General features: G+C 34.8%; 23 protein-coding genes and 1 pseudogene. 22 read left to right on the top strand and 2 right to left on the bottom strand.

Annotated elements, in window-relative coordinates; genetic code table 11:
• Window position 1: 1 nt before the first annotated feature.
• The 9 genes from IPP64_16105 (at window position 2) to IPP64_16065 (ending at window position 9,676) form a co-directional block, all read left to right on the top strand.
• The gene (locus IPP64_16105; GenBank protein ID MBL0330883.1) at window positions 2-670 is read left to right on the top strand and encodes a hypothetical protein; all 669 of its coding nucleotides are present in this window, start codon (window positions 2-4) and stop codon (window positions 668-670) included.
• A complete protein-coding gene (locus IPP64_16100; protein ID MBL0330882.1) occupies window positions 670-1,560 on the top strand; it encodes an RNA polymerase sigma factor in 891 nt (296 codons plus the stop codon). The genes IPP64_16105 and IPP64_16100 overlap by 1 nt, the downstream gene beginning before the upstream one ends.
• A gap of 224 nt (window positions 1,561-1,784) precedes the next feature.
• Entirely contained in the window at window positions 1,785-2,723 is a 939-nt protein-coding gene (locus tag IPP64_16095; GenBank protein ID MBL0330881.1) for a hypothetical protein, read from the top strand.
• A 410-nt stretch (window positions 2,724-3,133) separates the two neighbouring features.
• The gene (locus IPP64_16090; protein ID MBL0330880.1) at window positions 3,134-3,469 is read left to right on the top strand and encodes a hypothetical protein; all 336 of its coding nucleotides are present in this window, start codon (window positions 3,134-3,136) and stop codon (window positions 3,467-3,469) included.
• Window positions 3,470-3,723: 254 nt separating this feature from the next.
• Complete coding sequence (locus tag IPP64_16085; GenBank protein ID MBL0330879.1) at window positions 3,724-4,776, top strand: glycosyltransferase; 1,053 nt, start codon at window positions 3,724-3,726, stop codon at window positions 4,774-4,776.
• 193 nt (window positions 4,777-4,969) lie between these two features.
• Window positions 4,970-5,602 (top strand): hypothetical protein, encoded by a 633-nt coding sequence (locus IPP64_16080; GenBank protein ID MBL0330878.1) that lies wholly within the window; start codon window positions 4,970-4,972, stop codon window positions 5,600-5,602.
• Window positions 5,603-5,776: 174 nt separating this feature from the next.
• Complete coding sequence (locus IPP64_16075) at window positions 5,777-6,811, top strand: hypothetical protein (GenBank protein MBL0330877.1); 1,035 nt, start codon at window positions 5,777-5,779, stop codon at window positions 6,809-6,811.
• A gap of 172 nt (window positions 6,812-6,983) precedes the next feature.
• A complete protein-coding gene (locus tag IPP64_16070; GenBank protein MBL0330876.1) occupies window positions 6,984-8,402 on the top strand; it encodes an amidohydrolase family protein in 1,419 nt (472 codons plus the stop codon).
• Window positions 8,403-8,542: 140 nt separating this feature from the next.
• Window positions 8,543-9,676, top strand: coding sequence for a lactonase family protein (locus tag IPP64_16065; protein ID MBL0330875.1), 1,134 nt, complete (start codon window positions 8,543-8,545; stop codon window positions 9,674-9,676).
• A gap of 124 nt (window positions 9,677-9,800) precedes the next feature.
• On the opposite strand, the gene IPP64_16060 is transcribed toward IPP64_16065, so the two are convergent.
• Window positions 9,801-10,448, bottom strand: a complete 648-nt coding sequence (locus tag IPP64_16060; GenBank protein ID MBL0330874.1) for a PorT family protein — start codon at window positions 10,446-10,448, stop codon at window positions 9,801-9,803.
• Between the two features lie 343 nt (window positions 10,449-10,791).
• Here IPP64_16060 and IPP64_16055 point away from each other — a divergent pair, with 343 nt between their 5' ends.
• The 6 genes from IPP64_16055 (at window position 10,792) to IPP64_16030 (ending at window position 14,176) form a co-directional block, all read left to right on the top strand.
• Entirely contained in the window at window positions 10,792-11,250 is a 459-nt protein-coding gene (locus tag IPP64_16055) for an SRPBCC domain-containing protein (protein MBL0330873.1), read from the top strand.
• A gap of 50 nt (window positions 11,251-11,300) precedes the next feature.
• Complete coding sequence (locus IPP64_16050; protein ID MBL0330872.1) at window positions 11,301-11,723, top strand: DUF1801 domain-containing protein; 423 nt, start codon at window positions 11,301-11,303, stop codon at window positions 11,721-11,723.
• A gap of 79 nt (window positions 11,724-11,802) precedes the next feature.
• Window positions 11,803-12,432, top strand: coding sequence for a hypothetical protein (locus tag IPP64_16045; GenBank protein ID MBL0330871.1), 630 nt, complete (start codon window positions 11,803-11,805; stop codon window positions 12,430-12,432).
• A gap of 29 nt (window positions 12,433-12,461) precedes the next feature.
• Window positions 12,462-12,974: a hypothetical protein gene (locus IPP64_16040; protein MBL0330870.1), complete on the top strand. Its 513-nt coding sequence runs from the start codon at window positions 12,462-12,464 to the stop codon at window positions 12,972-12,974.
• A gap of 73 nt (window positions 12,975-13,047) precedes the next feature.
• Window positions 13,048-13,602 (top strand): hypothetical protein, encoded by a 555-nt coding sequence (locus IPP64_16035; protein ID MBL0330869.1) that lies wholly within the window; start codon window positions 13,048-13,050, stop codon window positions 13,600-13,602.
• 22 nt (window positions 13,603-13,624) lie between these two features.
• Window positions 13,625-14,176, top strand: coding sequence for a carboxypeptidase regulatory-like domain-containing protein (locus IPP64_16030; GenBank protein ID MBL0330868.1), 552 nt, complete (start codon window positions 13,625-13,627; stop codon window positions 14,174-14,176).
• Window positions 14,177-14,283: 107 nt separating this feature from the next.
• Here the strand turns inward: IPP64_16030 and IPP64_16025 are convergent, their stop codons facing one another.
• Window positions 14,284-14,538, bottom strand: coding sequence for a hypothetical protein (locus tag IPP64_16025; protein MBL0330867.1), 255 nt, complete (start codon window positions 14,536-14,538; stop codon window positions 14,284-14,286).
• 278 nt (window positions 14,539-14,816) lie between these two features.
• Between IPP64_16025 and IPP64_16020 the strand changes: the two genes are divergently transcribed.
• The 7 genes and pseudogenes from IPP64_16020 to IPP64_15990 all read left to right on the top strand — a co-directional run bounded on the left by IPP64_16020 (window position 14,817) and on the right by IPP64_15990 (window position 20,873).
• Window positions 14,817-15,236 (top strand): transcriptional repressor, encoded by a 420-nt coding sequence (locus IPP64_16020; GenBank protein MBL0330866.1) that lies wholly within the window; start codon window positions 14,817-14,819, stop codon window positions 15,234-15,236.
• Window positions 15,237-15,246: 10 nt separating this feature from the next.
• Complete coding sequence (gene katG / locus IPP64_16015; GenBank protein MBL0330865.1) at window positions 15,247-17,442, top strand: catalase/peroxidase HPI; 2,196 nt, start codon at window positions 15,247-15,249, stop codon at window positions 17,440-17,442.
• 102 nt (window positions 17,443-17,544) lie between these two features.
• Entirely contained in the window at window positions 17,545-18,123 is a 579-nt protein-coding gene (locus IPP64_16010; GenBank protein ID MBL0330864.1) for a YdeI/OmpD-associated family protein, read from the top strand.
• A gap of 13 nt (window positions 18,124-18,136) precedes the next feature.
• Complete coding sequence (locus IPP64_16005; protein ID MBL0330863.1) at window positions 18,137-18,760, top strand: YdeI/OmpD-associated family protein; 624 nt, start codon at window positions 18,137-18,139, stop codon at window positions 18,758-18,760.
• Between the two features lie 14 nt (window positions 18,761-18,774).
• On the top strand, window positions 18,775-19,482 hold the full coding sequence (locus IPP64_16000; protein MBL0330862.1) for a VIT family protein: 708 nt from the start codon (window positions 18,775-18,777) through the stop codon (window positions 19,480-19,482).
• Window positions 19,483-19,544: 62 nt separating this feature from the next.
• A pseudogene (locus IPP64_15995) lies at window positions 19,545-20,220 on the top strand (aminopeptidase P family protein).
• 14 nt (window positions 20,221-20,234) lie between these two features.
• Window positions 20,235-20,873, top strand: a complete 639-nt coding sequence (locus tag IPP64_15990; GenBank protein MBL0330861.1) for a class I SAM-dependent methyltransferase — start codon at window positions 20,235-20,237, stop codon at window positions 20,871-20,873.
• The last annotated feature ends 5 nt before the right edge of the window (window positions 20,874-20,878 follow it).

Genomic DNA, 20,878 nt, shown 5'->3' with positions numbered 1-20,878 from the left:
AATGAACAGTATTAAAATAATATTTATAAGTTTTCTGTACTTCAAAGAAGGCGGAATGCAAAACTTGGAAGAATTTCAGGCGAAGGCAAATCCATATTTTAAAAAGTACGGAATTGAAATTCTACATCAATATCAACCTGTAAGCAAGGGACAAATCGGTGTAAATCAAAACAATATTGAACAACCCGATATGATACAAATTTTCACAGCTGAAAGTATGGCAAATTTCCAAAGCTATATGGCTGACGAAGAAGTAAAAAAGTTAGCCGAAATACGAAACAATGGTTTACGAAAAATGAATGTGAGTTTCGGAACTGAAACGCAAACAAAAGATATCATTACAAACTCGGCAAAAAATGCTTTACATGGCATAGCATTGGTAAACTTTAAGGATAGTTTGGGTTACGACCAACTCATTGAGTTCAATCAACAAGGGCAAAAAAGTGGCTTGTTTTCAAAGTACGGTATTCATGCTGAAAATTTTGTAAAAATCATGAAAAGTATGCCAGCAATCGGAGAACTTGATTATCAACAACCTGAACTTATTGTTATATTTGGCGTTGATAATACTTCAAAAATGAAGGAATACATTGCAGACAGTAACTATCAAAAATTAGCACCAATTAGAGATAATGTTCTAAAAAGCTACCACTTTTTCATGTGTAAATAATGACAAAAAATCCATTTAGCAATAAAGCCTATAATCAACAAGACGATTTAGCACTCATACAATCTTGTTTGAATGGAGGTAAACTTGCATTGAATACATTAGTAGAGAATCATCAGGGTTACATTTACAATGTAGCCCTGAAATATTTTAATCATATTGCAGATGCAGAAGATGCCACACAAGAAGTCCTCATAAAAGTAATTGCCAATCTAGGAAATTATGATGCCAGCAAAGCACAGTTTAGAACTTGGCTTTATAGAATTACTTTTAATCATTTTCTTAATGCTAAAAAAGCACCCATCGAAATGCGTTACGAAGCAGGGTTTAAAAACTTTTTCAAAACAATAGAAAGTTCACCGCTTGTAGAATTGACAAATGAAGAAGAAAACAAAATGAAATGGGAAATTGAAGAAGCCAAAGTAGCTTGTATGGCAGGCATGATTATGTGCTTAGATAGAGAACAACGGCTAACTTATATTCTTGGTGATGTTTTTGAAATTGACCATAATTTAGGTGCAGAAATTTTTGAAATAAGTACCGACAATTTCAGACAACGACTAACAAGAGCCAGAAAAGACCTTTATGAATGGATGCATAACAGATGTGGTTTAGTAAACAGCAACAATACTTGTCGTTGCCCAAAAAAGACAAAAGGATTTATTGAAAAAGGGTATGTAAATCCAGAAAATCTAAAATGGCATTCAGACTTTTCAAATCGTATTTATGAACTTTCAGAAAATACGGTAGATAATTTATTGAATGAAAGGGACAAAATTTATTCTAATTTATTCAAACAACATCCATTTAAAAATAGCACCATTACGACTAAAAAAATACTGAACGAGATTTTGAGCAATGACAAGTTTAGACAATCATTTGACTTGAATTAACACTGTCGAGAAGAAGGCCTACTCTAACAGCACCTAAAACTTATGCGGGCGACATCAAAGCATTTGCAAATTCAAGGTCGCTCCGCGAAACGTATTTTCATTTTCAAATTGCCTAGAAACATAGTATCTTTATTTAAACGTTTCGGTAGACGAGTGTTCCAAAACCGCACAAGTTCTAGCTGCAAACCATTAGCAACCATTTTCAAGAAAACGACACACCAATCATGAGAAATGTACATATCATCATATTATTCCTTTTATCCTTATCAGCTTTCGGACAGCCCAAAATTGAAAAACAAAAAAGAGACACCATTATTGACTTTTGGAATCAACGAACTTATGACAGACTTCATGGTTATGAGAACAGAGTAATTAAATCAGATGGGAAAATACTTTATGTTAAAATTTCATTTCTGGAAAAATCACAAGCAAATTTTGAATATTTCCGCATTACAGACAATCTATTTCATTGTATTGAATACTCTCCAGACGGCAATTACAAAACAATTGGTAATTATATTATAACAGACAAAATAATTGGTGCCGACACTTCAATGATTGAAGACATCACCACTGCAGAAATGTCTTATATGATATTTTATTTCAGAGGAATTCTAAAAACAGGAAAATTTATAGAGTATTCTAACCAGTCAGAATTTTCTGACTATTGGGAAGGAGAATACAATAGAGGAAAGCGAGTTGGAATTTGGAAACATATGAACGGATTTGAATTGAAACAAATCAATTACGACTTAGACAGCACAAAAAATATTTACACGAAAAATTTGGCTATAGAATCGCCTATAGACAGTTTAATAATGTTATTAAAAGGAAGATGGATGCTTCGTTCTTGTGATAATGAAACATCTCCAAGAATGATCTTTACTAAGTGTAGGACATATAATGGACGATACGGAGAAGATTGTAACAATAATTTTTCAAAAACCAATTATTACGACTTTCTAACAAAGAATTTATTTTACAGACAACGAGGTGAAGGGTGTTTCGAATTTAGAGAAACATCTATAGCGGGCAATTGGCGAATAGAAAAAAACAGCTATGACACATATTTGCTTATTAATTATATTGACTCAAAAGACAACTGGAAATTAAAATTAATTTATGTTGACCGCGATGGTAATCTAATTACTGAAAGACAATAAAAAACGTTTGCTAACACAGGTTGCACGCAATGCGGAGTTCCTGCAAGTTGCAAATGCATTTTTTCAACGGAAGAATATTTTTTGCATTTGCCATTTAGTTCAGTACATTTAATAAAGTTTATCAGTTAAGAAATTTTTGTGCAAGTAAACCCGCACTTCTTTTAGCTGCCAAACGTTAGCAGTAATTATATGAGAAACGCACCATTCACGCCAAAAGAGTATCTCGAATGACACATTCATTGCTAGACAGCCAATATATCTTTCAACAAAATCAAAGATTGTCGACAATTCTTTTGACCGCAGCTGTCGTTCTTTTACTGCTGGCAATTTCTAATATTATAATAATCGGATTAAAAGTCGACAATAATTTTACGACCAAATTCAAGAAGATCATCAGAATAGATGTTAGTGTGTTTGCAATAATCTTTGCAATTATGTTTGCCTACCCTACCATTAAGAAGGATAGATTAATTAACAGAATAAAGCAGAATCCAGCATTTACCGTGGGGACTACAACACAATGGATAGATTTACGTGGGCTATCAGATGATGTGGAATATTATTATACAGTTAATGGAAGACGATACGTATCGAAAGCTAGCCCGGTTTATGGTGGTGAAGAAATAGCCGGCATACAAGTGCCAAATGGTCTCTATCGCGTAATATATAATTTGGCGAACCCGGAGGAATCCTTAATTGATTTTAAGATAAAAGAGGGAGAGACAACTAATGCAGAAGTAAACTAGCACGTTCAAAACTATCACTGAATAACTGCTGCTAACAGCACCTAAAATAAATTCTGAGATAGTGCAAGTTGCAAATGCGGCTTTTATCGGTGCCCCGATGGGGCGGGATATTTTGCATTTTCCATTTAGTTCAGTACATTTAATCTGCCTGTCGGCAGACAGGTAAAATTTAGAGGTTAAGACAGTTTTGTGCAAGTACTACCAGTACATCACATGGCTGCAAATCGTTATCGGTCATTTTAAAGGTCCACACATTGAAATTAGAGCAGAAAAAAATTGAATTTATATATTGGTTCGCATATTATAACCTAGACTCACCTAGTGTAAGATATAGAGCAAAATACCCGCTGGACTTTTTTAAAGATAATAAAGGTGTTGGAAATTACTTTATTGTCCCCAGTTATAGACCAAAGGGAATTTACTTATTTGTAAAAGCATATTTAGCAGCTCTTTTTATTAGAAAGCCGAATTCTTTAATTGTAATTCAGAGAGTTCACTCACATTTCTTATATGCTAGTCTTTTGAAATTACTTATTAGAATTAGAAATAAAGATACAGTTTACGACCTTGATGATGCTGACTACTTAGAAGTAAACCCTAAAACAATACATTTTTTCGCTAAACACTGCAAAAAAATATCAGCGGGTAGTAAACAAATACAAGAATATTTAAGCCAATTTAACCATCAAGTTATTCATACAACTTCTCCAATTGTTGACTTGGGAATAATTAAGAAGAACAGAAGTGCCATTTTTACTATCGGATGGATTGGCGGATTTGGTGGAGACCATAAAAACAGCTTTATGGAACTCATATTTCCAGCTTTGAAAGAATTGAACTTTCATATAAAATTGATTGTCATTGGAGTTGTTAAATTTGAGGACATTGATCTTATTAAGACGTATTTTCAAGGCAACTCAAATATTGAAATTGAAATTCCTTTAAATATAGATTGGAACAACGAAGTTGAAATTCAAAAGAAAATTGTGTCATTTGATGTAGGTATTGCTACATTAACAAATTCTGAAATGCAAATATCCAAATCGGGAATTAAAGCAAAGCAGTACATGAATAATGGCGTTCCAGTATTAAGTACAAATCTGCCTGAAAATAATTCTGTTGTTGTTGATGGAGTCAATGGATATTTTTGCGTCACGGCAAATGATTTTAAAGAAAGGATAAATCAATTTTACAAAATGACAGATGCGGATTATTCGCAATTTTCTAAGAACGCGAGAGAATCAATTATTAATTTTGACCATAATAAATACTTTATGGACTTTGAAAAGATTAAAAACGGCATATAGAAGTACCTACAAGAAATTGGCGATTCAGTTGTTAAATGAAGCTTTGTGCTTCGTATCAAGGTCTAAGGTGACATACAAGTTTCGTCTCCGAAATCGCCAACTTCTATTGGTAGCAACCCTTTATCGCTCATTGCAAATGAATATGCAGCAACGTTTTAACGTATTGGATAATATTATTAAATAGATGATTTTAATTAAGAAATATTTGGTTTTTATATGCATGATTATTTCAGTTATATTAATTGTAATAGCAGCATTTGGATATCCAGGTGGTTCGTTACTTGACAAAAATTCTGTTGGCTTTGGATGGTCAAAAAATTTTATTAGCAATTTATTTGAGTCAAAAGCGATTAATGGTTTAGAAAATCCTGGCAGGATTTGGGCAATTCTTGGAATGGCATTTCAGTCGGTTGGATTTGGAACTTTTTTTATAAATATGTCGAAAAAAATTTCAATAAAAGTGTGGGCAAATGTTCTAAAATATATAGGGTTTATCAACATTTTATTCATTTTCTTAATTGCAACACCCTTCCACGACCTCGGAACAATTTCAATTGTTTTAACATTGTTTGGGCTATTTATAATTACTTTCTTTATCTTGAAGTCAAAACTACAGTTACTTAAATTTAGCTGTATATTATGTTTATTAACTTATTATATTTTCTTTTTCTTATATGGCTTTAGTTATTTGGAATTAGCCTTTATAATGCAGAAAGTATATTCTATAAGCTCAATACTATTAGTTTTAGGACTGGAATATTTTACAAAATATGAAGACTTTGTACATATTAAAATGGGAGAACAAAAAAAAGCAACGAACCGCTAACACGGTTTTGCGCTAGTGGGCGAACAGTTCGAATAGAAATATTTGAGCATTTAATAAACATATTGCTGGTAGACCGTTTTCGATTTCATAAGACCACCAACACATTGCGGTAAACCACTAGATACAATTTTAGGGCGACCTTATAAACATAAACATACAACTAAAGAATCGATATTGAAATTACTTAAAATCATAGGGACGACTTTTTTGCTGACAATTTTTGCAGTAACTGCTTTTGCGACAACTTGGGCACCTATTTATCCATATACTCAAAAGACAGAAGATGGAAAAATAAAATCATATTCCGTCCCATACGGAGTTTATGACGGAGGTTATGGACCTGGACAAACGTTCGTTTATTCTAATGGCAAACTCCTTTACTCAATTGACAAATATTTTTCAACTCCATTTTTCACGACCAACAACGGACAATATTTAATTGAGTTTGACTTTTTTCTTAATTATCGTCAGCCATTTGAAATAGTGGATGATAGCGGTAAAGTTACAATTGAACCTGTTTTATATGATGGAAAAGCCGTGACCATTTATAAAGACGGCAAACTATTCAAGACGATAGATTTTAGTGAACTAAAAATTGACACCTCTAAAATTAAAATAAATGAAGTTGGAAACTGGTTTTCTTGGAATTACATGGTAACTGATACGACAAAAGATGCTTTGAAAAACAAAATGGATCAGCATCCTGCTTTTATTGAAATGGATAAACTCTACCTTATCACAGTAGACAATCAACTAATTGTAATTGAAGTAACAACAGGACAAATTACCGACCGAAAAAATGGCTATGAAACATTAAAACAAAAATCTAATTGGACACCAACCATATTTAAAAGAAAATATAAAAAGGTAAAATACCCTGACAAGTTTCTTTTGCCAGAATTACAAAATGGAAAAACAATTGACCAAGGACTTGCAGAACTTTTAAACAAAAGAGTATCAAATGGAGACAGAGATAGTGCCGTTATTCAAATATATTTTCACACTTTACTAATCAATAAAGAAGGTAAATGTGAAGATGTTTACACTTCTCCAAGCACAAGAAACGACACTAAAAAAGATAATTATATTGACAACCCAAAACTGAAAATTGAAATTGAGGACTGGATAAAACAACAGACATTTAATACGAAAACCTTTCCAAGAGGTTTTCAGAAATTCAAATACACGGACTTTGTTTATCTTAAATAACAACACAACATCAATGAAGAAAAGAAAAACAGGAGCTAGCAGCAGCTACAAGAAATTGGCGGTTGAATAGTTACAAAAGCTTTGTGCTTCGAAATTTCTAACTATTTTTAGCTGAATAACGTTGGCGGTCATTTTACAGTATCTCACAACAAACAATTTACAAACAAAAAAAATGAAAAATATTTTTATAATCTTAATTCTAATTTTCTCGACAACGTTAACATTAGGACAGAAAATTAATGACAAACAAGTTAATCAGCAAATTGCATTTGTTATCAAAAATGTGAATGTCATCACTATGGCAGCGCAAAATGAAATTTTGGAGAATGCAACAGTAGTTATTTCTGGCAATCAAATAGAATCTATAAATGGCGCTATTCCCAAGGGAGCTAAAATTATTGACGGCAAAGGTAAATGGTTAATCCCGGGACTTATTGATATGCACGTTCATTTGCCAACGGACTTTTATTTGGGACAAAAAAAGCCAGCACAATTACCCGACTTGGTTTTTAACACACAAGATATTATGACACCATTTATTGCTAATGGCGTAACTACAGTATTAGAATTAAATTCGAACACAAATCACATTGCGCAAAAAAAAGAAATTGAGAAAGGCTATCTTATTGGTCCACGTATGGCTTTGGCTGCATTGATTGATGGTGGTGAAGGGCAAGGTCGCAATGTAAATACTCCAGAAGATGGGCGTCAAGCAGTGCGAAGTGCAAAAGTAGAAGGCTACGACTTTATAAAGGTATATGCTAATTTGAATATTGAAACTTATAATGCAATTATTGATGAGGCCAATAAACTACAAATAAAAGTTGTTGGTCATATTCCTGATTCTTTTGAAGGAAAGTTGAAAGAAGTTTTTGTGAAAGGATTTAGTTTAGTAGCTCATGCAGAAGAATTATCAAATTATGCTATAAAATATAATGAAGAAGAAGCCAAAGAAATGGCAATGCTTTTGAAAGAGAATGGTAGTTGGCTTTCTCCTACATTGATAACGATGGTAAAAATTTTAAGCCAAGTAAAATCATTAGACGAAATAAAATCCATGCCAAGCTTAAAATATGTTCATCCACTACTACAGAGCAAGTGGCTTACGGCCAATAAATACAATAAAATGAATAGTCCAGAAGATATTGCACATTTTGAGCAATATGTAAAGTTTAATCTTCTTTTAGTTAAGGCTTGTAAAGATGCAGAAGTACCAATAGTTGCAGGAACAGATGTAGGTGTTTCAGAAGTTGTAGCAGGTTTTTCGTTACACGATGAATTAGAATTATTAGTTCAATCAGGTCTGACGACACAAGAAGCATTAAATTCAGCTACATTGCTCTCTGCTCAGTGGCTCGGTATTGATAAACAAATTGGGAGCATAGAAACAGGTAAATTTGCTGACCTTATATTACTTGATGAAAATCCGCTTATAGCTATAAAAAATACTCGTAAAATTGCAGGTGTTTTTGTAAATGGTAATTGGTTGGACAAAACTAAACTAGACGCAATGCTTGCAGAATTAGCCAAACGTAACACAGCGAATAAAGATAAGTTCGATTGGAATACAATGATGAATAAACGAAAATAGAAAACTACGAATCGATGAAATCTGTTATACAAATGTGGTGCTTTTGTGCTAAATTTGAGCGTTGGATTTCTAATGAACATTTGTACTTTTAATTTCCCTCCTTCTTGAAGACACCAAACGTTAGCAGTCATATTAAAAAAATGAGGACCCTTCTAATAATACTATTAACAACTATTGGATATTGTGCCTCAGAACAATTAAGTAAAACATATTTATTCATAGGAACGTACACTGACGGAAAGCCAGACAAAGGAATTTACATTTATGAGTTCAATTCTAAGACAGGGAACTTAAAGAAAGTGTATAGTGGACAAAATATTACCAATCCTTCATTCCTGACATTGTCGCCTGCTGGTAATTACGTGTATGCCTGCACTGACACAAAGCTGCCTGAAGAAGGAAGTGTATCTGCGTTTAAGTTCGATAGTATAAATGGCTCATTGACATTCTTGAATAAACAAAAGAGTGGTGGTGAAAATCCTGTTTATTTAACAACAAGTAGAAATAATGAATTTGTTATTAATGGAAATTACACAGAAGGAACGGTTTCCGTTTTTAAAACAAACCCAGATGGTAGCCTAAATCCATCTTCACAAACAATCCAGTTTCAGGGAAATGGTCCTAATGCTAGGAGACAAGACAAGGCTCATATACATGCTGCCGTTTTTTCGCCCGACTTCGAATATATTTTCTTTCCGGATTTAGGAGCGGATAAAATTCGTGTCTTCAAATTCAATTTACAAGACGACCAACCTTTAATGTCGTTAGGAAATTATGACTATTCAACCATTTTAGGCAGTGGTCCAAGACATTTCACCTTTCATCCAAACAACCGTTTTGCATATTGCATTGAAGAACTTAGCGGAACGATTACTTCGTTTAAATATGAAAATGGGAAATTAGACAGTATACAACGAATATTTTCCTACTCAAAACTACAGGAAGAATACAATAGCGCAGATATTCATGTTTCTCCTGACGGACTCTTTCTTTACGCTTCCAATCGCTGGGACAACGAAAACACAATTTCCATATTCTCAATTGATCAGGATAATGGCAAACTAACTTTAGTTGGACATCAATCAACCTATGGTGATCATCCGAGAAACTTCACACTTGACCCGACAGGTAATTTTCTTATCGTAGCAAATCAAGTTACAAATAACATTGTTGTTTTTAAACGAGACAATAAAACAGGATTGTTAACTAAGACTGGAAAAGAAATAAAAGTTCCCAGACCATCTTGCTTAAAAATGAGAAAATACGGTAGCTAGGAGCGGCTTTACGTAAGGCAGGCATTGGGTGAAAAGAAAACATCGCGTTCCCGTTGAAAATTCAGTTTCATTTGATTCATTTTGGGTGGAAACCCGCCCGAATGCAACCTACATAATGACCCTATTACTCGATGTCTTGCGATTGCTTGTTCCTTGGGGATTTAAAGTTTATTTGACGGCTAACAGAAAGGACAATTCCTCTGTTGTAACCCGACTGAGAAGTTTCCGGTAATTGTTTTCTAACAGGAAGAAGTGAGTGAGTCAGTCGCAATCCTACACCCCATTTTTCGTTGATTAGATAACCAGCACCTAGATTGAAGGAAAGGTCTTTTTTACTAATGGGATAAAGGTCCGTTTGGTACGGAAGAGCTCCACCACCTGTAGTTTCTCCAGCATGTCTTAATGCTGATAATCCCGGACCAAATTCGACATATGCCTTTTTCCTGTTATATTGGAAGAGGATTGGGATTTCAAAGTAGGATAGACCTAAATAATAATCCCCATACTTGGGATGATCAGAATTGAATCCCCCAGCTCCTTTTTCTATTAAAGTGAGTTCAGACTGCATCGTCCAACTTTTATTCATTTTTATCTGAAACCAGATTCCACCCATGAATGAATATAATGGGTGAGTTTTTACGCGACTTCCAGTAATCGTGTGCATTCCAAAACCTAATTTAACGCCAAATTTGCATGGCATTTTTAATTTAGCTTGGGACCAAACATCAAGGCAAATAATTGACATGACAAAAAAAATGAAAAGCTTTTTCATTACTACTTAACGGAATTTGTGGATAAAAATTGTGCTAAGATCAACGGTTCTATATGCGAACATTTAAAGATAAGTTAAATTGTGTGAACCACCATGCCGGTTAAAGCACCCAATCGCTATGTAGTTTTGTGAAAGTGTTAAATGCAATTTTTCAATGGTGCTAACACGAATAATTTTGCATTTGAAATTTCCTTTCGTACTTTTATTATGGTTTTTTGGTTAAGACAGCTTTGTTACTTAAAATTGATAACTTCTTTAGCTATTAATCAATATAGGCAATGTTCTACAACTGCTTTGAATGACAAAAAACACATTTCGAGCTATTAATTTAAACAACTAAACTATGAAAAAATTGCAATATAAAGTAAGCATAAATTCAACATTGACCAATGTATACAACATTATGCTTGGTCTTGACAATAAATCAACGTATGAACAATGGACCGCATTGTTTAATCCTACCTCTTCCTATGAAGGCAGTTGGGACAAAGGAAGTAAAATTCTTTTTGTTGGAGTAGATGAGAAAGGAGAAAAGGGTGGTATGGTTTCCAGAATTGCTGAGAATATTCCTAACCAATTTGTTTCCATTCAACATTATGGCCTTGTACAAGCCGGCAAGGAAATTACTGAAGGACCGGAAGTGGAAAAATGGGCAAATGGATTAGAAAATTATACCTTTGAAGAAAATGGTGCAGTTACAACCCTCATTGTTGACCTCGACACCACGGAAGAGTTTGTGGAGTATATGAATGAATCGTACCCTAAAGCACTTGACAAATTGAAAGAACTTTGTGAAAAATAACCATTTCTTGGAGATCTTAAAATTCAAGTTGATGCAAGGCATCCATTACGATGAGCATAAAAGAACAAATTAAAAACTATATTGTTAGTCTGCCTGCGCCCAAAAGCGCTGAGATGGAAGTATTGCACAAAAGTATATTGCAAATACAACCGAAAGGTAAATTGTGGTTTTTAGATGGGAAGGACGAAAAGGGTAAAGTTGTTTCTAATCCGAATATCGGATATGGAGAATACGCTATAAAATATGCAGATGGAACCTCCAAAGCATTTTATCAAATTGGAATCAGCGCAAACAAAACCGGAATTTCAGTTTATGTTTTTGGCATGAAGGATAAAGCTTATTTGGCAACAACCTATGGTGAAAAAATTGGAAAAGCGACTGTAACAGGATATTGCATTAAGTTCAAAGCACTGAAAGATATACATCTCGAAGTGCTTGAAGCAATCGTACGAGATGGATTTGAAACCAAGTAGTAAATGCTGATGCAAAAGAAATAAGAGATAGTCGAGTAAGGGAGAGTACAGTTAACGAATATTCATCAGATCACATTTTATGAAAGTACTTAAACTATTTGTTTTATTATCCTTAGCACTTTCGCTTTCGAGTTGTATGTCAATCATGCAATCCATCATTGGAATCAAAGATCCCAAACGTCTCACTGATAAAGAAATCACAAAGTGTTCCAAAGCTTTTGATATTCCACAGAATTCTAATTACCGTTTGGATACAAGCTATTTGGATTTTATTTTAAAACTGGACACGACTCAATTTAAAGCGCAACGAAAAAATCATGTTCAACCTTTGCAGGCATTGTATTTTAACTCGCAAGGAGAACTTGTAAAATTTTATATTAATTGCTATGCCGGTGGTTTCCCAAACTTGAAATGGAATAGAGATGGAATGTTAGATACATTCTTACCAAAAGATCAAGCACCTATTGATACCGTGCTAAATTTGAAACGACAACTGAGTTATTTAAAACCTGTTTGTGAATCAACCAACGAGTTTGTAGAGAAAGATTTTGATTATTGTGTTGTTGTCTATTGGAATAGATCCACAAAAAGACATTCGAAACGATTGATAAAAAGTATTAAGTACAATGTGGGAAAAGCAACAACGGAGAAGGTGAAAATACTTTATGCGAATTATGATAATGTATTTTATAAATTAGAAAATAAATAATTTCTTACAGCATTAAACTATAAAACTATATGGACAAGGAAATTTTATTTACAGAACAACAACGGTTTAAACAATGGTGGCTTTGGCTCATTTTAATATCCTTAAATGGATTGTTCCTCTTTGGCGTTTTTCAACAAGTTTTCAATGGCCATCCGTTTGGTGATAAACCAATGAGCGATGTCGGACTTTTAATTGTATCCGGACTTTTTCTTTTAATCACCTTATTATTTGTTGTTTTTCGTCTTGAAACACAAATAAAAAAGGACGGAATTTACGTTCGCTTTTTTTCCTTTCATGTCAATTTCAAATACTTCAGTTGGGAATCGTTGACGAAATCATTTGTTCGGAATTATTCTGCAATAACTGAATATGGTGGCTGGGGATTAAGAATTGGTTTGTTTGGCAGAGGAAAGGCTTACAATGTTTCCGGGAATACCGGATTGCAACTTGAATTTAAGACAAGTAAGAAATTATTAATAGGCACAGGCAAAGCAACCGAATTAACAAATGTTTTAACGAAGCTTGGTCAACTGCATGCGTGAAGAAAACTATACTTTTCTTCGGCTGTCTGAAATATTTCATACTTTTATTTAGAATACTAAAAATTAACACAAAATGAAAAAGATTGTTATTGCTATTTCACTCTTGTCACTTTTTGTTTCGTGTAGCAACAACGAACAGAAGGAGAATATGTCAGTAGATGCCACAAAAAATGCGGAATCAGCAAGAAAGGAAGACGATGCAGCATCAGCAAAAAAATGGTTGATTGAAACTATAGAAGGCTTCTTTACAAATTTTGAAACATTGAAAGGAGACTATTCAAAAATTTGCACCAAGGAGTATGCGGAATTCAAGAAAGATGCAACCAATGTGGATATGGATGGAGGAATGTCAGAAGATGCATTTAAAACGAAGTGGGGAAGAAGGTATTCCGAATATGCAGGAATTCAAGAAGGATTTTTAATAGGCGGAACGGACAATGGAAAAATTAAAGTGTCTAAATGTGAATTGAAGAATAAGACGGAGATGGGTGGGTATTTGTTTGAAGTAGTTTTGGAAGACGCGGATTATAAGTCAACCTTTTATAGAGAAATTGTTGTGGTGCCATCACAAAACTCTTTTTTGATTGACGATGTTCGTGAGATTAAGAATGTATTTGCAAAGGAATAGTCAGTGATTAACACGATTTTTTATGAAATTGTATTGGTTTCGTCTTCTTTTATTTTTTTTGTTTCTCTTTCCGACAATTGTATTTGCTCAGAAAAAATATAAGTATAAGTATAGAGCACATTTAATCAGTCAGCCTTCCTCTTTCACAGCTCAAGTAGCAGACACACTATTGGACCCTAACAAATGTGTATTTGCATTTCAAGTTCTGGACAAAAAGGGTGAATCTGTTCCATTTGCAAGTATTTTAATCCGTGGGAGTAAAATGGATACATTGATTCGCTCGAATTTGGATGGATATGCAATAGTCTCTTTGCCATTAGATACATTTTCTATAACTATTTCAGAAATTCAATTCACAAGCCTACAATTGCAAAAAGTTGTTGGAACCCCTAACACAAAAAATTTGGTGAATATCTTGTTGGGCAAATCAAATGCACTCAGTATCGCACTTATCTATAGTAGAAGAAAATTATCCGAATCGGAAATTGGTAGTATCATTCAGGATTTGAGTAATGAGAAGAGCGACAACGAACTCATAAAAAATAAAACCTGCTATGTGAATTGGGAAATTTAATTACTCCTGCGGTATTTATTGTCGTGGAGTGTTAGAAGAAAGGATTTATTCTCCATAAAAAAAGCTCTGTGTACACAGAGCTTTTTTTATAAACTAGTATTAAAGAATTACTCAACTTTAATGCAACCGTCTTTGATAGTGATTTTAGCACCATTTTTTACTTTTACCCAACCGCAAGAAGTTTTGATTTCAACTTCTGAAGCGCTGGTTTGAATCGATGTAGCACCGCTAGTAGATGCATTAAATTCAACTTTTTGAGTAGAGCCGTTGGATTTTACTTCCATGGTATACTTTTGAGAGTCTTTGTTGTAATAGTCAATCGTGAACGCACTTGCAATGTTTACGACTAGCAAAAATGCCATAGATAAAAATGCTGTTTTCAATTTCATAGTGTTTTAGTTTTAGGGTTTAACATTAAATCAAATCTACACTTTATTTTTTGGAATTCCAATAAGAATTGCCAATGAAGTTGGAAGTCGGGAAATAAGCTGATAGCTCTTGTTTTGCCCAATTTAAAGGCCTTTTTTCAGCTTTGAGATTCATTTTTTTTGACCAATCTGGACAAAACATGATAAATGTCAGTTATTCCTAAAGGAGAATTATTATCTTTACGTAATAATTCATAAGTAAAACCAATCACGTGGATACATATATCAGAGAAAAATTACAAGAAAAAGGACTAAAGGTTACACCACAGCGTGTAGCAATTTATCAAGCGGTTGTTAAATTAAACAATCACCCAACGGCTGAGAAAATAATTGATTATATCAAAGCAAACCATCCAAACATTTCTGTGGGCACAGTCTATAAAGTGTTGGATTCATTAGTAGAAAACGATCTGCTGAAGAAAGTAAAAACAGAAAAAGATTTTATGCGTTATGATGCTGTTTTGTCGCATCACCATCATTTGTATTGCATTGAAACAGATCGAATCGAAGATTATGATGATGACCATTTAAATGAATTTTTAAAGGAGTACTTTAAAAAACATAGAATAAAGAATTTTAAAATTGAAGACATCAAGCTTCAGATCACAGGGAAATTTAGTACTAACAAATAAAAAAATTATAATGAGCAATTCAACAGAAAAAAAATGTCCGTTTAATCATGGACAAAGTCTACCCGTTGGTGGCATGGGTACATCCAACAAAGAATGGTGGCCAAACCGATTGAATCTGAACATTCTTCGTTTGCATTCGTCACTTACGAATCCAATGGAAAAAGATTTTAAGTATGCCGATGAATTTAAAAAATTGGATTTAAAAGCGGTGAAGGAAGACATTTACAAATTAATGACAACTTCTCAGGATTGGTGGCCAGCAGATTACGGTCATTATGGTCCGTTATTTATTCGTATGGCTTGGCACAGTGCAGGCACCTATCGTATTTCCGATGGGCGAGGTGGTGCTGGATCAGGCAACCAACGTTTTGCTCCGTTAAACAGTTGGCCGGACAATGGGAATTTAGATAAAGCACGATTTTTATTGTGGCCCATCAAACAAAAATATGGCAAAAAATTATCGTGGGCCGATTTAATGATTCTTACCGGTAATTGTGCATTGGAATCGATGGGTTTTAAAACATTCGGTTTTGCAGGTGGTCGTGAAGATATTTTTGAACCGGAACAAGATGTTTATTGGGGTGCCGAAACGGAATGGCTAGGAGATAAACGATACAGTGGTGATCGTGCATTAGAAAATCCTTTGGCGGCAGTTCAAATGGGATTAATTTATGTAAATCCGGAAGGCCCCAATGGCAACCCTGATCCTGTTGCCTCTGCAAAAGATATTCGCGAAACGTTTGCTCGCATGGCCATGAATGACGAAGAAACGGTAGCATTAATTGCCGGTGGACATACATTTGGAAAAGCACATGGAGCGGCAAGTGCAAGTTATGTTGGACGTGAACCGGAAGGTGCAAGTATGGAAGAACAAGGCTTAGGATGGAAAAATAGTTTTGGTACCGGCAAAGGTGGCGATACAATTACAAGTGGGATAGAAGGTGCCTGGAAACCAAATCCAACAACCTGGGACAATGGATATTTTGAAACACTTTTCAAATACGATTGGAAACTTGTTAAGAGTCCTGCCGGAGCACACCAATGGATACCAACAGATGAGTCGGCAGCAACCCTAGTGGAAGATGCACACGATTCGAAAAAACGTCACGCTCCCATCATGACAACAGCCGATTTAGCTTTAAAGATGGATCCGATTTATGAAGCCATCTCTCGAAACTATTTTGAAAACTTTGAAAAATTTACAGATGCATTTGCGAGAGCATGGTTCAAATTAACACATAGAGATATGGGGCCTCGTGCTCGTTATTTAGGTCCGGAAATTCCCGTTGAACGATTAATTTGGCAAGATCCTATTCCGACAATTGATTATGAACTAATTACAACTGCGGACATTGTATTATTAAAAGAAAAACTTCTTCAATCCGGATTAACCGTTTCCGAGTTGGTTTCAACTGCTTGGGCTTCCGCAGCTACATTCCGAGGTTCTGACAAACGTGGTGGTGCCAACGGTGCTCGTATTCGATTTGCACCTCAAAAAAATTGGGAAGTAAATAATCCTGTTCAATTAGCAAAAGTGTTGATGAAATTAGAACAGATTCAGAAAGAATTTAATGAAACAAACAACGGAAAGAAAAAAGTATCATTAGCCGATTTGATAGTTTTAGGTGGTTGCACTGGTATTGAAAAAGCTGCAAAAGATGCCGGATTGAATGTTTTTGTTCCATTTTCTCCCGGTCGTGCGGATGCAACATTGGAGCAAACTGATGTTGATTCATTTGCGGTGCTGGAACCCAAAGCGGATGGTTTTAGAAATTATAAGCATGCATCAATGGCTGCAATTCCAGCAGAAACACTGCTGGTTGATAAATCGCAGTTGCTCACCTTAACGGCTCCTGAAATGACTGTTTTAATTGGAGGCATGAGAGCCTTGGATACAAATTACAACGGCTCAAAATATGGACTGTTTACCGATCGTCCTCAAAAATTAACTAACGATTTTTTTGTAAATCTGTTAACTGTTGAAACGACCTGGAAAGCCATTTCCGAATCCGGTGATTTGTTTGAAGGTGTAGATAGAGCAACCGGAAAAGTAAAATGGATAGCTACGCGTGCAGATTTAGTATTCGGTTCAAATTCAGAACTAAGAGCCATAGCAGAGGTATATGCATGTGCTGACAGTACTGAAAAGTTTGTTCACGATTTTATAGCTGCATGGAATAAAGTGATGAATTTAGACCGATTTTAATTAATTTTAATTGTTTAACGAATCGAAAACAAAAATAGTAAAGAGAGGAATCCAAACTCATTTGAAAACAAATCAAACAAACAAACGATGACAAAAAGTTCGATGAATCCGAAAGTGGATTTTTATTTTACAAAAGCAAAAAACTGGCAAGAGGAGCTGGAACAAATGCGAGCAATTGCATTGGATTGTAATTTATCGGAAGAATTAAAATGGGGTGTGCCTTGTTATACATTGAATAAAAGCAATATTGTTTTAATACATGTATTCAAGGAGTATTGTGCATTCTTGTTTTTTAAAGGTGCTCTCTTAAAAGATACCAAAGGCATTCTGGCTCAACAAACACAAAATGTTCAAGCGGCTCGTCAAATTCGATTTACGAACGTGAAAGAAATTGTGAAGTTGAAATCTGTTTTGAAAGCGTATATCCATGAAGCGATTGAAGTAGAAAAAGCAGGATTGAAAGTGGAGTTAAAAACGACAGAGGAGTTTAATATGCCGGAGGAGTTTGAGAAAAAACTCAGCAAAACTCCGGCTCTCAAAAAAGCATTTTATGCATTAACACCCGGTAGACAAAGAGGGTACTTACTCTTTTTTTCTTCTGCTAAGCAAACAAAAACACGTGAAGCAAGAATTGAAAAATGTATTCCGGATATTCTGATTGGAAAAGGGTTAAACGACTAAATTATTCAACGCTATGAATCCACAAGTTGATCATTATTTAGCTGAAGGCTGTGGCCGTTGCTCCTTAGGCGGAACACCCAATTGTAAAGTGCACAACTGGCCGGAAGAATTGAAAGCATTAAGAACAATTGTTTTGGAGTGTGGTTTACAGGAAGAATTAAAATGGGGAGTGCCTGTTTATACCTTTCAGAAAAAAAACATTTTAGTGGTTGCGGCATTTAAGACATATTGCTCCCTGAGTTTTTTTAAAGGCAGTTTGTTAAGCGATACACATAACATTTTATCACAACCCGGAGAACATACACAGTCGGCTCGCTTAATTCGTTTTACGAATGTGAAAGAAATCATGAAGCTAAAATCTGTTTTGAAAGCATATCTTTTTGAAGCGATAGAAATCGAAAAAGCCGGATTGAAAGTGACGTTTAAAAAACCAGAAGATTTTGTTCTGCCGGAAGAATTTCAAAACAAATTGAAGCTGATGCCTGCGCTGAAAAAAGCGTTTGATGCTTTAACACCCGGTCGCCAAAAAAGTTATTTGCTTCATTTTTCGCAAGCTAAACAAACTAAAACACGCGAAGCGAGAATTGAAAAATGTATACCTCAGATTTTAAAAGGAAAAGGATTTAATGAATACTAAAATGGATTTCTAAAATGACAACTACGACAGATGATTATTTAGCACCGCACTATGTTCAACGTAGCAATTGGCTGAGAGCTGCGGTATTAGGTGCCAATGATGGAATTTTATCAACGGCAAGTTTAGCGATTGGCGTTGCGGCTGCAAGTGAGTTGAGAGCACCGATTGTTTTAGCATCCGTTGCCGGATTGGTTGCCGGAGCGCTGTCGATGGCTGCCGGGGAATATGTTTCGGTTAGTTCTCAAACCGATGTTGAAAAGGCGGATGTATTGCGTGAAGAGCAAGAGCTAAAAGAAATGCCGGAACTGGAACTGCAGCGGTTGGCAGAAATTTACGAGAAACGAGGACTTAAAAAAGAAACAGCTTTAACAGTTGCGAAAGAATTAACAGCCCACGATGCTTTGGGTGCGCACATGCGTGACGAATTGGGATTGAATGAAATTACACAAGCAAATCCTATTCAGGCCGCATTCGCTTCCGGTGCTTCTTTTACAGTTGGCGGATTGTTGCCGGTATTGGTTACACTTTTTCTTCCATTAAAAAATATGGAATACTTCCTATATGGCTTTGCAATTGTATTTTTAATTGTGCTTGGAGCGATGGCTGCAAAAACAGGTGGGTCGGGAGTAAAAAAGGCCATTATCAGAATTACATTCTGGGGTACCGTTGCAATGGGATTATCTGCTTTTGTCGGATATCTTTTTGGTGTAAATGTAGCCTAAGGAAATTTTAAAAAGTCATTTGTATTTTAACACCTTCATTTTAGTATTTAAAAGTGAGTCAAATGAATGAACAACTTTATAATTTAAGAACAGCTGAAGAAAAGGCAATCGTTTTATTCGATACGATGCAAGCGCGTAATTTGATTGTTGCTGGGAAATCAGAGCGCGAATTGAATACAGATATTTTTAAACTGGCAGAAGAACTGTTTGAGATAAAAAAGTATTGGCACAAACGCATTGTGAGATCCGGAAAAAACACTTTATTGCCATATCGTGAAAATCCTCCTGATTTAATTTTACAGAACGATGATATTTTATTTTTTGATTTCGGTCCGGTTTTCGAAGACTGGGAAGCAGATGTTGGAAAGACCTATGTAATCGGGAATGATGTGAAAAAATAAATTGAAACAAGATGTGGAACTTGCATGGAAGGAAGGAAAAGCATTTTATGATGCAAATAAAACAGAATTAACAGGTGCTGATTTTTACAAGTATACCGTGGCATTGGCGCAAAAATATGGATGGGAATATGGAAATGAGCATTGTGGACATTTAATTGGAAATTTCCCGCATGAACAATTATTGGGTGAAGAAAAAGTGAACTATATCCATCCTGAAAACAATACATTGATGTGTGAAAAAGATAAACTTGGAAACGAACGCTTTTGGATTTATGAAATTCATTTTGTAAATCGTGATTTAGAAATTGGTGGATTTTTCGAACAAATGGTTTCTTAAGAATAAGTAGTAACATGGATAAAGGAATACATGCAGCAAGCATCTTTAACAAGTATGCAAATGATTATCAAAACTTATATATGGACGTGAGTTTGTATAACGATACATTCGATTCTTTTTGTACTGCAATTGAAAAATCGAATGCATCCATTTTAGAATTGGCTTGCGGCCCTGGTAATATTTCACAGCATGTATTAAATAAACGTCCCGATTTTAAATGGTTGGGAACAGATTTGGCTCCAAACATGGTTGAATTGGCGAAACAAAACAACCCCGGAGCTGAATTTGAAATCATGGATTGTCGAGAAATCGGTAAGCTGAAGCAGCAATATGATGGTCTCATGTGTGGTTTTTGTTTGCCTTATTTATCCATGTCGGAAACGGAGCAACTCATTAAAGATGCTGCTGGATTATTAAATACGAAAGGTGTTATCTATCTCAGCACAATGGAAGAAGCGTATAGTAAGTCGGGACTACAAAAAGGAAGAAAAGGAGACGAAATATATATGCATTACTATCAATATGCTGATTTGGAAAAAATGCTTATCGAAAATGGCTTTAAAATTTTAAAGGTAGATCGCAAAGAGTATGAGCAACAGGTAGGTGTAAAAACGGTTGATTTGGTAATAATCGCTCAAAATAAAAATGTATAACTTTA

The organism is Bacteroidota bacterium, from assembly GCA_016722565.1.
Taxonomy (GTDB): Bacteria; Bacteroidota; Bacteroidia; order 2-12-FULL-35-15; family 2-12-FULL-35-15; genus 2-12-FULL-35-15.
The sequence above is the reverse complement of the archived record's forward strand: the minus strand, read 5'-3'. Positions and strand labels throughout refer to the sequence as shown.